This is a genomic window from Rathayibacter sp. VKM Ac-2928, assembly GCF_022815545.1.
Taxonomy (GTDB): domain Bacteria; phylum Actinomycetota; class Actinomycetes; order Actinomycetales; family Microbacteriaceae; genus Rathayibacter; species Rathayibacter festucae.
Genome location: NZ_JALGRU010000001.1, coordinates 1,161,276 through 1,175,123, shown reverse-complemented (window position 1 = coordinate 1,175,123; position 13,848 = coordinate 1,161,276). Strand labels below are relative to the sequence as shown.

The window sequence follows — 13,848 nt, the reverse complement described above, 5'->3', positions numbered from 1 at the left end:
GGGGCTATGATCCGTTCGCCTCTCGGCCTCCGCGTGTCCACCTCCGCGCGCCGACGGCTCGTCGCAGCCGGAGCGGGCACGGTCCTCGTCCTCTGCGCCGCCCTGGCCGCGCCGATGGCGGCCAACGCCTACGACCCGGCCGACTACCCGTCCTGGTCGGACGTCGAGGCCGCGAAGTCGAGCGAGACCGCGACCGCCGCCGAGGTCGACCGCATCACCGCGATCCTCGCCGACCTGCGCGATCAGGCCGCCGCCCTCACCGACGCCGCCATCTCCCGTGCCGCCGAAGCCGACGCCGCTCAGAGCGCGCTCGACGAGGCCACCCAGCGCGTGACCGCCCTCGAGGAGCGCGCCGCCGCGGCCCGTGCCGACGCGGACGCCGCGAAGGAGCAGGCAGGCCGGCTCGCCGCTCAGCTCTACCGCAACGGCGGCACCGACGCCACGCTCAACCTCCTGGTCGGCGGCGATCAGTCCGACCAGCTGCTCTACCGCCTCGGCACCATGAGCCAGCTCACCCTGCAGACCAGCCGCCTCCAGAGCGATGCCGAGTCGACCGAGAACGCCGCCGCCTCCCTCGCCGAGCAGGCGGAGCAGGCGCGCACGGAGCGGCTCTCCCTCGTCAGCGCCGCGCAGGACGCGCTCGCCACGGCGCAGGCCGCGCAGTCCGAGGCCGACGCGAAGGTCGCCGACCAGGAGCAGTACAGCGCCGGGCTCTACGAGCAGCTCGCCTCGCTGAAGAACACCACGGCCGCGCTCGAGGAGGAGTTCGCCACCGGTCAGGAGGCGAAGGCCGCGTTCGAGGAGCAGGAGCGCCTCTCCCGCCTCGCCGCCGAGGCGGAGGCCCGGCGTCAGCAGGCCGCGAAGGCGCCGTCCGCACCCTCCGCTCCGGCACCGGCGGCGCCCGCGGCCCCGTCGACAGGCGGAGGCGGCGGCCCGGTCGAGCTCGGCGACGACGACGCGTCCGGCAAGGACAGCAGTGCGAAGACCATCGCCGCGCTCGGCAGCTACGCCGGCCGGACCGACGGCATGTCGCCGGCGCAGGCGCAGAACTACGCGCGCTCCGTCATGGGCGTCCACGGCTGGGGCCAGGACCAGGCCGACAGCTGCCTCATCCCGCTCTGGAACGGCGAGTCGGGCTGGCGCTGGAACGCGCTGAACCGCTCCTCGGGCGCCTACGGCATCCCGCAGGCGCTGCCGGCGAGCAAGATGGCGACCTACGGCGCGGACTACCAGACCAACGCCGCGACCCAGATCGACTGGGGTCTCGCCTACATCTCCGACCGCTACGGCTCGCCGTGCGCGGCCTGGTCGGCCTGGAACAACCGCTCGCCGCACTGGTACTGAGCCACCGCACTGGAGCCTCGGTCGGGCAGTCGCGTCACTTCGCCTCGTCGTAGGCGTCGACGATCGCGACGGTGACCGGGAAGTCGATGTCCTGATCGCCGAACAGCGCCCGCCCGGCGCGCACGGCGGCCTCGCGCATGACCGCGGCGACCCGCTCCGCCTCCTCCGCGGGCGCGTGCACGATCACCTCGTCGTGCAGGAAGTAGACGAGGTGCGCGAGCGCGCCCTCCGCGCGCAGCCGGGCCCGCAGCTCCCCCATCCAGCAGAGCGCCCACTCGGCGGCCGTGCCCTGCACGACGAAGTTGCGGGTGAAGCGCCCCCAGTCGCGGGCGCGCTGACCACCGGCGTCGACGTCGCCGGGCGGTGAGCTGCGTCCGAGCCGGGTCGACACCCGCTCGCCCCGCTCGCCGGCGCGGGCGGCCGCCTCGACGTGCGCGACGGAGAGGGGGTATGCGCGCGTGAGCCGCGGGAGCAGCCGCCCGGCCTCACCGCTCGTCGCCCCGTACATCGCGCCGAGCATCGCCACCTTCGCCCGCGGCCGGTCCGGGACGACGCCCGCGTCGACGATGCCCTGGTAGAGGTCCTTGCCCCGCCCGGCCGCGGCCATCACGGAGTCGCCCGCCAGCGCGGCGAGGATGCGCGGCTCCAGCTGCGCCGCATCGGCGACCACCAGCTTCCAGCCCGCGTCGGCGGTCACTGCGGCGCGGATCTGCCGCGGCAGCTGCAGCGCTCCCCCGCCCGACGTCGCCCAGCGGCCGGTGACGACGCCGCCGACGACGTACTCGGGCCGGAAGCGCCCGTCGTGCACCCAGGCGTCGAGCCAGGCCCAGCCGTTGGCGGTCAGCAGGCGCGAGAGCTTCTTGTACTCCAGCAGCGGCGGGATCACCGGATGCTCGATCGAGGTCAGCTCCCAGGAGCGGGTCGACTCGACCGTGAGTCCGGCGCGGCGGAGCGCACGCAGGAGGTCCGCCGGTGAGTCGGGGTTCAACTCGGGCGCGTCCAGCTCGCGGCGGATGTCGTCGGCCAGTGCCTCGAGGCGGGCCGGCCGACCGCCGAAGCGCGGACGCGGGCCGAGCAGATCGGTGAGGACGCGGTCGTGGACGTCGGCGCGCCACGGCAGCCCGGCCGCGGCGATCTCGCGGGCGATCAGCGCGCCGACCGACTCCGCGGCGAGCAGGAGCCGCAGGCGCCCGCCCTGCGCGGCCGCAGCCAGCGCCTCCTCCTGCCGGGCGAGCTCGACCAGCGGGTCCAGCTCGTCCGTCTCCGCGGGCGCCTCCTCGAAGCCGAGCAGCGTGTCGCCGGCGACCGGGGCGGCGGCCCCGGCGTCCCACGCGTCGGGAGCCGAGCGGGCGAGCGGCGAGCGCGCCGTCTGCTCCGAACGGCGGAGGATCGCCCGGGCGAGGCGGAGATCGTGGCAGCGCGCGATGTGTACGCCCTCGGCCAGGAGCGCCTGGTACCAGCGGGCGGTGTCGTCCCAGACCCAGCGCGGACGCTCCGCCTCCCGCTGGCGGACGAAGGCGGCCAGCTCGACCGGACCGCGCCCGCCGCCCGCCTCGGCCCCCGAGCCGTCCGCGACGACCGCCCGCCACTCCCCCGTGGGGCCACCGGTGAGCGCGATAAGCATCCGGCCATTCTCCTCCGCGGGGGCGCGAGCTCGGACGACGGCCTCGGCCGCCGGACTCACGGCGCGGGCGCCCCGGCCGGCCTCGATGCCGGGTAGCCCGGGAACGGCTTCTCCTGCGCGGTCAGCGGCTGATGCGCCCACAGCGTGGCCGCGATGGTCTCCATCGACCGCGAGTAGCCCACCAGCGTCCGCTTGCCCGGCTCCGCGGCCCAGGTGACGGCCCGATACCAGCTCTCGCGGTACGGTCCCGTCTCGATCCTGCGGATCAGCCCGATCCGCCCGGTCCGCATCGCGTCCACCATGACCCACTCGTCGGGCCCGCTGCTGCGCAGCATCTGGAGGGGACTCCACTCGATCATCTCGCCTCCTGCCCGGTCGATCCGCTGCCGTGGCGAGCACGGGCGCCGCGGCGTACACTCGCAGACTATCGAACACATGTTCGAACGGCCAGTCGAGTCCGGCGGGTCGAACGGAGCAGGCGGGAGCACCCACGATGGCGGTGATCGAGGAGACGGCGATGGTCGCGACCGACGGCGACGGAGTGCCTGTCGCACTCGAATGGCGCGGCGCCAGCTATCGGGTGAGCGATCGGCCGACGGTCTGGACGCGCACCAGCGACTGGTGGGCGCCGCTCGACGGCTTCCCGCCGACGTTCGGCGGCGTGCCGGTCAGCATCGGCGGCTGGCGCTTCCAGGCGACCGATCTCGAGACGGGCGGAGCGTTCGTGCTCGACGTCGTCGCCTCGACAGATCCGTGCTGGAGCGTGGTGCGGTGCTACGAGTGAGGGCGGGCGGGTGCGATCCCGGACCCCGCTACTTGCCGTCCGACCAGGGCGCCTTCGTCATGGCGACCAGAGCCGCGACTCCGGAGACGAGGCCGACACCGGCGATGGCGGCTACGACGAGCCAGAGCACGAGTTCCATAGGGCCAGTCTACCGAGTGCGTCGAGCCCCCGTTCCATCGCCCGGCTCTGCAATAGCGTGAGCGGAATGACCGACTCCCCTACGCGCGCGAGCGTCGGACTGCGCTCCGAGCGCGGTCCGATCCTCCTGGCGCTGATGATCTCGACCGCGCTGGTCGCCCTCGACGCGACCATCCTCTCCACCGCGGTGCCCTCGATCGTCGCGGACCTCGGCGGCTTCGAGCAGTTCCCTTGGCTGTTCTCGATCTACCTGCTCGCCCAGGCGGTCTCGGTCCCCCTCTACGGCAAGCTCTCCGACGTGATCGGGCGGAAGCCCATCATGCTGATCGGGATCGGCCTCTTCCTCGTCGGCTCGCTGCTCTGCGGCCTGGCCTGGAGCATGCCCGCGCTGATCGCCTTCCGCGCCCTGCAGGGCCTCGGCGCCGGGGCGATCCAGCCGATGGGCATCACCATCGCCGGCGACATCTACACGGTCGCCGAGCGGGCGAAGACCCAGGGCTACCTCGCCAGCGTCTGGGGCATCTCCTCGGTCGTCGGCCCCACTCTCGGCGGCGTGCTCTCGGACCTGGGCGCCTGGCGCTGGATCTTCCTGGTCAACATCCCGCTCTGCCTGCTCGCGGCCTTCCTCCTGATCCGCAGCTTCCGCGAGACCACCCGCGGCGAGCGCACCCCGCTCGACCTCGCGGGCGCGTCGGTGCTCGCCGTCGGCACCGCGCTGCTGATCCTCGGCCTGCTCGAGGGCGGCAACGCCTGGCCCTGGCTCTCGCCCGCGGGCGTCGGCGTCTTCGTCGTCGCGGCGCTCGCCTTCGCCGGCTTCGTCGCCATCGAGCGCCGAGCGGTCGCCCCGGTGCTGCCGCTCTGGGTGCTCACGCGGCGGGTGCTGCTCTCGACGAGTCTCGTCTCGGTAACGGTCGGCGCGATCACGCTCGGCGTCACCTCCTACTTCCCGACCTTCGCGCAGGGCGTCCTCGGCAGCTCCGCCCTCGGCGCCGGCTTCGCGGTCGCCGCGATGACGATCGGCTGGCCGGTCGCGGCGAGCCTCTCCGGCAGGCTCTACCTGCGGATCGGCTTCCGCCGCACGGCCTTCCTCGGCGCGGCGCTGGTCACCATCGGCACCGGGCTGACGATCCTCCTCGGCGCCTCGTCGAGCCTCTGGGAGATCGCGGGCTTCTGCGTGCTGATCGGCGCCGGGATGGGCCTGGTCGCGACGCCGACCCTCATCCGCGCGCAGGCGAGCGTCGAGTGGAACGAGCGCGGCGTCGTGTCCTCGACGAACTTCTTCGCCCGCAACATCGGCAGCGCGATCGCCGTCGCGGTGTTCGGCGCGATCGTCAACGCCCAGGCCGGTGGCGGCGATCCGACGCCCGAGGGCCTCGCGGCCGGCACCCGCTTCGTCTGCATCGCGCTGACGGTGCTCGCCGTCGGCATGCTCTTCGCGGTCCGCGCGATGCCGAAGGACGACCCGCGACCGGCCGAGGCTCCGGCCGCGACCCCCGCGGAGTCCTAGCGCGGAGCGCGGCGGGCGGCGGAGAGGGCCCTCAGCCGCTCCACGTGCCCGCGCCGGGTGCGGTGGATCCAGCGCTGCACCGGGTCGCCGAGCCCGGGGTGCCGGCGCAGCGTGTGCAGGGCGCGGTCGAGGCGCCGCACCATGTCGGCCGCGGCGCCGAACGGTCGCGCCGAGATGCCGACCTCCAGGTGGCGGTCGTAGACGATCCGGTGGCGCAGGCCCAGGTGCACGCTGATCTCGACGTCGTCGTGCACGTAGGGATCGTCGCGGTGCATCTCCCCCGCGATCTCCTGCCAGGCCGAGCGGCGGACGGCGCAGTTCGAGCCGAAGAGCGGCCAGTTGGCCAGCGCGGAGCCCATCAGCACGAAGTACGCGTCCATGTAGACGATCCGGGCGAGGTTTCGCGCGACCGGGCCGAGCTCGACGAACCGGCCGGGGCCGGTCACCCCTCCGACGCCCGGGTCGGCGAAGTGCGCGGCAATCCGCGCGAGCCAGTGCCGGTCGGGCTGAGAGTCGGCGTCCAGCCGGGCGAGCACGTCGCCCTCCGCCTCGTCGAAGCCGTGCGCCGTGCTGGCGGGTATGCCGGTCCCGCCGTGCACGATCACCCGCGCGCCCGCTGCACGGGCGACGTCCGCGCTGTCGTCGGTGCTGCCGTCGTCGACGACGACGATCTCGAAGGGGGCGAGGGTCTGCTCGGCCAGGAGGGCGAGCAGCCGCTCGAGGTGCCGGGCGTCGTCCTTGACGGGGACGACGACGGAGATGCGTCGGGAGTCCATCAGGACAGTCAACTCGATCCGGGCCCCCGCCCGGACATCCGCCACGCCCGCGACCGCGGCGGTCGGCGTGTCAAGCGTCTGCCGGCCGGGCGACGCCGGTGCTGGGATCGGGATCGAGGAGGCGCGCCGCCACCTCGGAACAGGAGACGTCATGACCCAGGGACCCCGCGACTTCCGCCCCACCCGCGCCGTCGTCACGGCCTCGGACTCCGGCATCGGCCGGGCCGCCGCCGTCGCCCTCGCCGAGGCCGGCATGGACGTCGGCATCACCTGGCACAGCGACGAGCAGGGCGCCCTGGAGACCGCGGACGAGGTGCGCTCGCACGGCCGCCGCGCCGAGGTCGCCCGCCTCGACGCGACCGAGCTCGACCGGGTCGGCGACGTGATCGAGGACCTGGCTCGCCGCCTCGGCGGACTCGACGTCTTCGTCAACAACGCGGGCGGGGGCGGCGGCGAGACCTTCCTCGAGCAGAGCCTGGCGAGCTGGCGCGAGGTCGTCGCGCTGAACCTCGACGGAGCGTTCGTCGGCCTCCAGCGCGCCGCCCGCATCATGGTCGAGCAGGGCACCGGCGGCCGCCTCATCGGCGTCACCAGCGTGCACGAGCACCAGCCCCGCGTCGGCGCGAGCGCCTACGTCGCGGCCAAGCACGGACTCGGCGGGCTGCTGAAGGTCGCCGCCCTCGAGCTCGGCCGCTACGGCATCACCGCCAATGCGGTGGCACCGGGCGAGATCGCGACCCCGATGAACGACGCGGAGGACGTGGATCCGCACGGCATCGACCGCCCGGGCATCCCGCTCGGCCGTCCCGGCGACGCGCGCGAGATCGCGGCCGTGATCGCCCTCCTCGCCTCGCCCGCGGGCGCCTACATCACGGGAGCGTCCTACGCCGTCGACGGCGGCATGCTGCAGATGGGGCCGCAGGCCGGCTCGCACCTGCTGCAGGACGACTGGCGGGACGCCTGACCGGCCGACCATCGCGCCCGCCCGACCGGTACTCTCGAAGAGGTGCTCCGGCGGGCGGGGCGCTCGAACCGAGGGTGCAGGTGACGCGCGTGTGGTTCCGCCGTCGACGCAGGTTCAAGATGGAGCCGTACGACCCGGACGAGAACCCGTCGCGCGAGCCCGTCTCGGTCGAGGAGGCGGCGGAGGAGGGCCTGCTGCTCGCCCAGTACGCGAGCCGGATGGCCGTGAAGAACCGCGTGCTGATGGACGGCCTGGCCGAGGGCGTCCCCTTCGACGTCCGGCACTACTCCGTCATCGCCGCCGCCGAGCTGGAGAAGCTCGCCGACGAGTCGGAGGCGGCGGCCGAGCGCCTGCGCGCCATTGCCGCGGACGCGACCCTGGTCGGCGGCCGCTCCGACCACGTGCACGACTACCGCTCCGCCGACATCGACAACCTCGACCACCGCGAGCGGCTCTCGCTCGCGGTCGCCGACTCCCTGCGCCACCGCGCGCGGGACGAGCAGTACCTGGCCTCGCTCGTCGACGACGCCCGGCAGGACGCCTGGCGCGAGCTGTCGCAGTCGATCGAGGAGACCCTCGACCGCGCGCCGCTGATCGACGCGGACGACGAGGAGTATCAGCGAGACCGCTCGGTGCGGATGGCACTCGTCGTCGTCGACGACCTGGCGAAGCTCGCGGCCGAGCGCGGAGTCGCGCTCGAGGAATGAGGCGGGCTCTCGCGGTCGGCGCGAGTCACCGGATCAGCGGCTGAAGTAGATCAGCGCGAGGCGACGATCAGGCCCAGCCGGCCCGGAACGACTCGGTCGCCTCGGACGAGCGCTCGCGCACGGCCTCGAGCAGCTCCATCATCGAGGTGCTGCGCAGGAATGCGAGCCGGTCGAGCTCGGTCACCGGAGCGACTCCCGCGAGCTGCCAGGCGTGCGCGGCCGGGTCCTCGGCCAGCTCGACGACGGCGCCGTAGCGCTGCTCGACGAACTCGCTCGCGACCGCCAGCGCCGTCCGCACCGCCGATTCGGCGGAGCGCAGCAGCTCCTCGTGCTCCGGCGCCCACTCCAGCGGCGCGACGGGACGCACCTCGGCCTTCGGATACGGGTCGTCGTCGTACCAGCGGACGACCTCGAAGCGGTTCTCGCCGACGCTGTCGATGGTGACGAACGACTCGGCGCCGTCGATGTTGAGGATGCGCGCGACCGTGCCGATCGGGAAGCGCTGGTCGCCGCCGCCGACCTCCTGCCCGCGCTCGATGAGCACGACGCCGAACGAGAGCGTGTCGTCCTCGAGCACGTCGCCGAGCATCCGCAGATACCGCGGCTCGAACAGCCGGAGCGGGAGCGGCATGTGCGGCAGCAGCACGGAGCCGAGCGGGAACATCGGGAGGTCAGGCACGAGAACAGCGAACCACGTCGTGCGGAGACCGGCCACTACGGGCTTCCGGGCGGCGGACGTGCTAGCGCGGACGTGGTCGACGCCGACGGAACACCATCCGTTAACCAACGGGGAGGAAGATCCGCCCGTGACCGCTGAAGTGAACCTCGACCAGATCGTCTCCGAAGTGTCCGCGCGCCTGCGCACCCGCTTCCCCGACCGCCCCGCCGCTGAGGTGGAGTCGGCCGTCCAGAAGGAGCTCGACTCCCTCGCCGACCGCCCGGTCCAGGACTACCTCTCCGTCCTCACCGAGCGCGCCGCGAAGTCCCGCCTGAAGAAGTCCCGCCCGGACGACTGACCGGCCGCCACTCCGCCCACTCCGCAGAAGTCGTCGTACTCGCCGCCCGAGTACGCCGACTTCTGCGTACTCGCGCACGTGAGCGAGCACAGGTGTACCGGCACGCGCACTGATCGCGGACGGTTCGCCGCGCTGCTCCAGGTCAGAGCACCGCGCCCACCGAGCGCAGGAGATCGAGGAACGCCGTCTGGTCGATGACCTCGACGCGCTGACCCTTCGACGCCAGCTCGCGCGCCTTCAGGATCTTCGCGCTCACCGTCTCGCCAGGCTTCAACTCACCCGGGCCGAAGACTCCTTGCACGACGAGAGTCGTCTTCTTCGTCACGTTCGACCCCACGGTCGCACCGAAGCGCGCGACCAGCGATTGCGCCTCCTTTCGCGGGATCCCTTCGATCTCGCCGGAGAAGACGACGACCTCTCCGAGCAGAGGACTGTCCGGGTCAGCGCTCGAACTGGCCTGAGGAAGATCCGCCAGGCGGCCGTACTGACGCGCGGCCGGTACGGCTCTCTTCGCCGTTCGCGTCTCCTCCCAGAGATGAGCGATGTCGTCGCGCATCGTCCTCCGGGCGATGGCCAGCACGACCTCGGCACTGGCGACGGCATCCGCCTCGGCATCGTGATGGTCGTCGAGCCGGACTCCCAGATGCCGGGCGACCGCGGGGAGCCGATAGGAGTCGAGCACGAGGTGGGCTTTCGAGAGCGCCACAGAGCACAGCAGGTCCGGTGTCGGGCGGTCCATCCCGGCGAGAGCATTCGAAGCGGTGAGGACCCCCTTCTCGAAGGAGGCGTTGTGAGCGACGATCGGAGCATCGCGAACGACCTGCCCGAGCCATTCCGACACGGCCGGCCACTCCGGGGCTCCTGCGCAGTCCTCCCACGTCAGCCCGTGGATCAACGTGTTCCGCATCGAGAAGGTGTCGCCCGTCAGCGGGCGGATCCTGGTCGAGGCCCGATAGGTGACGACCCCGTTCGTCACCTGTGCCACGCCGACAGCACAGGCCGAGGCCCGCTGCTCGTTCGCGGTCTCGAAGTCGATGGCAGTGAAAGGTAAGGGGCATGAAGATCCTCTTGCAACACCATGTTCAAGAATTCTGAGAACATAACCGATCGTTTCAGACAAATAAAAGAGACAAAATGTTACTGCAACTCAAGGAAATGAAATTCTTCTCATAGAAGATGGTCGATACATTCTATTGAAGCCTTACCGCGAGCTCTCCACTGAAAGCACATCGAGACACTCACGTAGCAGGAACTCTTTTCACAGAGCAGCCCGAAGGCACTAAGGGCAGCAAGAGTAAATCGAGGGTATGAATATCGATCATTTCACTCCGAATTGTCGATTTCCCGTCCACGAGAGATCGCCTCTTGCGCTTTCGCCTTCTTGTGCGCTTCCTCTCGCATTCTCGGTAGATCGGAACGAATCTTTTTCGCGTGCTGTTTTCTCTGCGCGTCGTTTGAATACTTTGCTCCTTTCGCCACAAGATCAACTATTGCTTCAACCACTTCAGCCTCGTCAGTCGGATCGAGTTGTGCTAGCCCATGTGAATTTATGAGGACCAGCAAAATAAACTGCTGAAAGATCCAGGCTTTGGGCTGATCTTTTAAAATTGTTCGGACTTTACTCGGCCACCCGCGCTCTTCAGCGGCAAATAAGAACGCGATCGCAGCGAGTGCAGATTCAGTCTCAAGATCATCCGCGCGACGGTCGATGATTCTGTTCATGGGCACGAGAAGTTTCCGCGTCACGAGGGAATCGTTGATCCCGCCGAATATGACCGCAGCAGGCAGTACTCGCTCGATATTCTCCGTCGCGCGTATGTCATCATCGACTTCTGAAAAACCATGCGAGGTGCCCTCCTTTCGCGCCGCCTCAGCAGATTCTTGGACCATATTTTGAAAGCTTGGGTCAGCACCTACCAAATTCGCGACCTGACCCCAGGCAAACAAGAGCTTTCCCAGAAGTCGCTCTTTGTCGCTAACGTCCCCCGCTTCATCCGCGTCTCGAACGACTCGAGATGCGAGATCTACCGCCTGAAGTGCCCTCCAAACCGGGGGAATATCCTCCTCCTTCGCCACGGGAAAGGGCGGCGGATCATCATCATCGATATCACTGGGATGTTCGAGATCCGCGGCTCCTTCAAATGGATTAGGCTGGCGATCGGCGTCCCGATCATCAAGCTCCGGGATGTCGAGCGGATCCATATTTGGACTTCTCAACTCAACTTCTTCGAACGTTTTCGCTTTTGGAGCATCGAACTGCAGTGTACCAAGCAGCTCTTCCATATTATTCAAGAGTTGCGTATCATGCCTATTCAGGGCAGCATAGTCCGTGATGGCAGATGCATAATAAACAGGACGAGCCAACATGTTATCACGAAATTCAATGCTCTTCTGCGCGCGTTTTGCAGCAAAAAGATGAAGAAAGCTGCTTCGAGCAAAGACGATGAACTTCCCCCGCTTGGCAAGAACACGCCGATCGACAAAATTACGAATGACATCCGTCGCGGATTCTGGCCAGCCAAGGCTATCTAAAGTCGTTTCAAAAGAAGCAACCGCACTTGCTTCGCTCAGACCCGCCTCATCTTCCACGACGAACTTTTCGGCTAATCGCTCGAGGATTGTCATCCGCTGAACGTGATCGATGTCGAAACGGGCATCATCATGAGGATCACCGCGTCCGAGTAAGACCGCGACGAATTCTTCCAAAACAGAAGTTGAGCTTGCACTCGCCCCAACCGAACCATTTCGGACTAATATATAGAGTAGCTGCGAAACCGTGAAAGGCGTTCTAGGCAAATGCTCGGAGCGGAGGAGCTTCATCACTTCGACCGTCAAATAAATTGCTCTAGTTGGAGCAACTATTTCAGCTAAGAGCTGAACATCGAGTCGCTCCATTCGACCAATGTAGCGAACGGAAACATCGAGTCCACGAGCTTGAAGACGAGCCTTCGTATCCTCTTCAGTACCTTGTCTTACACATACAACAAGTCGACTTTTTTCAAGAGCCATGATATCATCAATAACCCGATCCGAAATGCCTCTAACGTAAGGACTATAATCGTCCAGGACCAACGAGACTTCAGGTGTCGTATCGCGCCGACCGATGCTATATCCATTTGCATTAAGCTCCGCGCGAATCCGCGAGATAAGCGGCTTGGGCCCCTTTTTGCATTCTGTGAAGTTTACATAGACCGGCGGTAAGTTACCCTCGTGCTCGGCGCGTTTGAGTGCGAGCCACTTCGCAGCAAAACTCAAGCCCGAGTTCTCTTCACCAACGATAAGTATTACTTCTGTTGTCGTGACGTCCAGAAGTGGATCGAGCCGCTTTTGCTTTTCAACCTTTTCGTTTGACATTTTTGACGCGAGGTATTGCGAATAGGGAACGCTAAGAAAAATTGGCGTTAAAGATAGTTCGTCAACAGTCTTCTCCGCATCCTCGCCGGACGCGTTACCGATCAGTTCCGCTTTAATTGCGTCCACGAAGGCGTCACGTGCATCCTTCACTGAGGGTACGAGATTCTTGATCGGGTCCTGTAGTGGCTCCCTGACCATTTCTCGTATTGAAGCAAGGAACGTCTCTAGCTCTTCATGCTTCTCACCGTACACGATGAGCTCGATCGGATCAGCTCGGTGTATCACTTCGAGGGCAGCTTTCTCCCGATTCGTGCACAACCTATAATGTCTGACTCCGGGATTAGGGAAAGTCTCCCTCTGCCACCGAATGAACCGGGAAAAGTTTGGATCACTTAACCCACTACCGACACCTATGTAAATGATACTTTTGTCAGTCGCGAATGCGGTCTGAATTGCTTGCGCCGCGGGGCTCGCCCGAAGACCTTCGTAATCCGCATTAGTAAGAACTACTGAATCTGGTTCTGACCATATGCCATGGAGATGCCCAATAGACGAAGAATTACCAGAAATAATTCTTTGCATCTCTGTCGGGTTTTTCCACGTGGCAGATCCGCGATCATCGACCTGCTCAATAAGAGTATCGTAATTGGTTGTCAAAATTGGTATTCCTAGTGCGCAGACAGCTTTAGGTACGGCGGCGTCAATAACGGCAAGATTTCCGACAGTACCATTGAGCCAGTCCGCGTAAGCAGTTCCACCAAGTGCCTCGAATGCCTCACCCACCTGAGAAGCAGCCTGCACTGCAAATGACGAATCATCTCCTTCAAAACCGGCGTCGAGCATTGACTCGACAAGTTTCGCCCAAGCCGAGTCCTTCACATCGATGTCGATTAGACGACCGATTCCATTCTTAAGCAAACCTGCCCAACTTGCGCAATCAGCATTTCTACTACCCGCCATCGATAGACCCGTACCAACAACAAGGATCGCCGAACCGCCACGAATTGCACTTACAAGTGCCTCTTGCATCAGCTTCCAATCTTCGCGCCTATGAGGATCAATCGTTTTATGACAAAACGCCGATCCTGAACATACCGGCATCGGATCGAGGGACACAAGTAACGGAAGTGGTCACATCTTGGCGATTTTAGCTTGAGAACGGGACTGCGCTCGAGGTCGGGCAGCATTTTCGCCGGATGGATTGAAGAAATTTTGTCCTCACCTGCCGACACAGTTACTACTGAGGTAATGCGCGCAGGAGATACCACCCATCAGATCGTTGCTCCGGTAGCGCGAGTTTTGCACCGATTGCGGGCCAAGTGCGACTTTCACGCGGCGTTCCTTCCGTTCGGAGCGTATGTGTCGCCAGCAGTCACCGCGGAACTTTTCGCTTGCGCACTCCACCACTCGATGAGCGTCACCCTAGCTGGCACAAAAACATCGACGGACTCCAGTAATACGCTATGGATCCGACTGAAATTTGAATTTTCAGTAAGAGCCTGTCGTCAAAAGGAAAGGGGCGGCGCCAAATTTTGTGTTTTCACGAAACCAGCAAGTTTCATCTACTGTCTTACGACTCGAGCAAACTGTCATCTTGGCCAGTGGGGTGTTCCGCTACGGCGCTAATGTATCGC

At 66.5% G+C, this 13,848-nt stretch carries 12 protein-coding genes; 6 read left to right on the top strand and 6 right to left on the bottom strand.

Annotated elements, in window-relative coordinates:
* Positions 1-6: 6 nt before the first annotated feature.
* Positions 7-1,344, top strand: coding sequence for a hypothetical protein (locus MT350_RS05480; RefSeq protein ID WP_243615517.1), 1,338 nt, complete (start codon positions 7-9; stop codon positions 1,342-1,344).
* A gap of 34 nt (positions 1,345-1,378) precedes the next feature.
* Here MT350_RS05480 and MT350_RS05475 read toward each other — a convergent pair whose 3' ends face one another.
* Complete coding sequence (locus MT350_RS05475) at positions 1,379-2,968, bottom strand: bifunctional 3'-5' exonuclease/DNA polymerase (protein ID WP_243615516.1); 1,590 nt, start codon at positions 2,966-2,968, stop codon at positions 1,379-1,381.
* 56 nt (positions 2,969-3,024) lie between these two features.
* A complete protein-coding gene (locus tag MT350_RS05470) occupies positions 3,025-3,327 on the bottom strand; it encodes a hypothetical protein (RefSeq protein ID WP_243615515.1) in 303 nt (100 codons plus the stop codon).
* Positions 3,328-3,485: 158 nt separating this feature from the next.
* Here MT350_RS05470 and MT350_RS05465 point away from each other — a divergent pair, with 158 nt between their 5' ends.
* The gene (locus tag MT350_RS05465) at positions 3,486-3,752 is read left to right on the top strand and encodes a hypothetical protein (RefSeq protein WP_243615514.1); all 267 of its coding nucleotides are present in this window, start codon (positions 3,486-3,488) and stop codon (positions 3,750-3,752) included.
* 205 nt (positions 3,753-3,957) lie between these two features.
* Complete coding sequence (locus MT350_RS05460) at positions 3,958-5,397, top strand: MDR family MFS transporter (RefSeq protein ID WP_243599067.1); 1,440 nt, start codon at positions 3,958-3,960, stop codon at positions 5,395-5,397.
* Here MT350_RS05460 and MT350_RS05455 read toward each other — a convergent pair.
* Entirely contained in the window at positions 5,394-6,173 is a 780-nt protein-coding gene (locus MT350_RS05455) for a glycosyltransferase family 2 protein (RefSeq protein WP_243615513.1), read from the bottom strand. The two genes, MT350_RS05460 and MT350_RS05455, sit on opposite strands and share 4 nt — an antisense overlap.
* Before the next feature lie 151 nt (positions 6,174-6,324).
* Between MT350_RS05455 and MT350_RS05450 the strand changes: the two genes are divergently transcribed.
* Positions 6,325-7,137: an SDR family oxidoreductase gene (locus MT350_RS05450; protein ID WP_243615512.1), complete on the top strand. Its 813-nt coding sequence runs from the start codon at positions 6,325-6,327 to the stop codon at positions 7,135-7,137.
* Between the two features lie 119 nt (positions 7,138-7,256).
* On the top strand, positions 7,257-7,844 hold the full coding sequence (locus MT350_RS05445; protein WP_123445650.1) for a hypothetical protein: 588 nt from the start codon (positions 7,257-7,259) through the stop codon (positions 7,842-7,844).
* A gap of 67 nt (positions 7,845-7,911) precedes the next feature.
* Here MT350_RS05445 and MT350_RS05440 read toward each other — a convergent pair whose 3' ends face one another.
* Positions 7,912-8,523, bottom strand: coding sequence for an LON peptidase substrate-binding domain-containing protein (locus MT350_RS05440; protein ID WP_243615511.1), 612 nt, complete (start codon positions 8,521-8,523; stop codon positions 7,912-7,914).
* Positions 8,524-8,650: 127 nt separating this feature from the next.
* Between MT350_RS05440 and MT350_RS05435 the strand changes: the two genes are divergently transcribed.
* The gene (locus MT350_RS05435; protein ID WP_243615510.1) at positions 8,651-8,860 is read left to right on the top strand and encodes a three-helix bundle dimerization domain-containing protein; all 210 of its coding nucleotides are present in this window, start codon (positions 8,651-8,653) and stop codon (positions 8,858-8,860) included.
* Positions 8,861-9,002: 142 nt separating this feature from the next.
* Here MT350_RS05435 and MT350_RS05430 read toward each other — a convergent pair whose 3' ends face one another.
* Positions 9,003-9,980, bottom strand: a complete 978-nt coding sequence (locus tag MT350_RS05430; RefSeq protein WP_279396244.1) for an exonuclease domain-containing protein — start codon at positions 9,978-9,980, stop codon at positions 9,003-9,005.
* 203 nt (positions 9,981-10,183) lie between these two features.
* Positions 10,184-13,330, bottom strand: coding sequence for an SIR2 family protein (locus MT350_RS05425; protein WP_243615508.1), 3,147 nt, complete (start codon positions 13,328-13,330; stop codon positions 10,184-10,186).
* Positions 13,331-13,848: the final 518 nt, after the last annotated feature.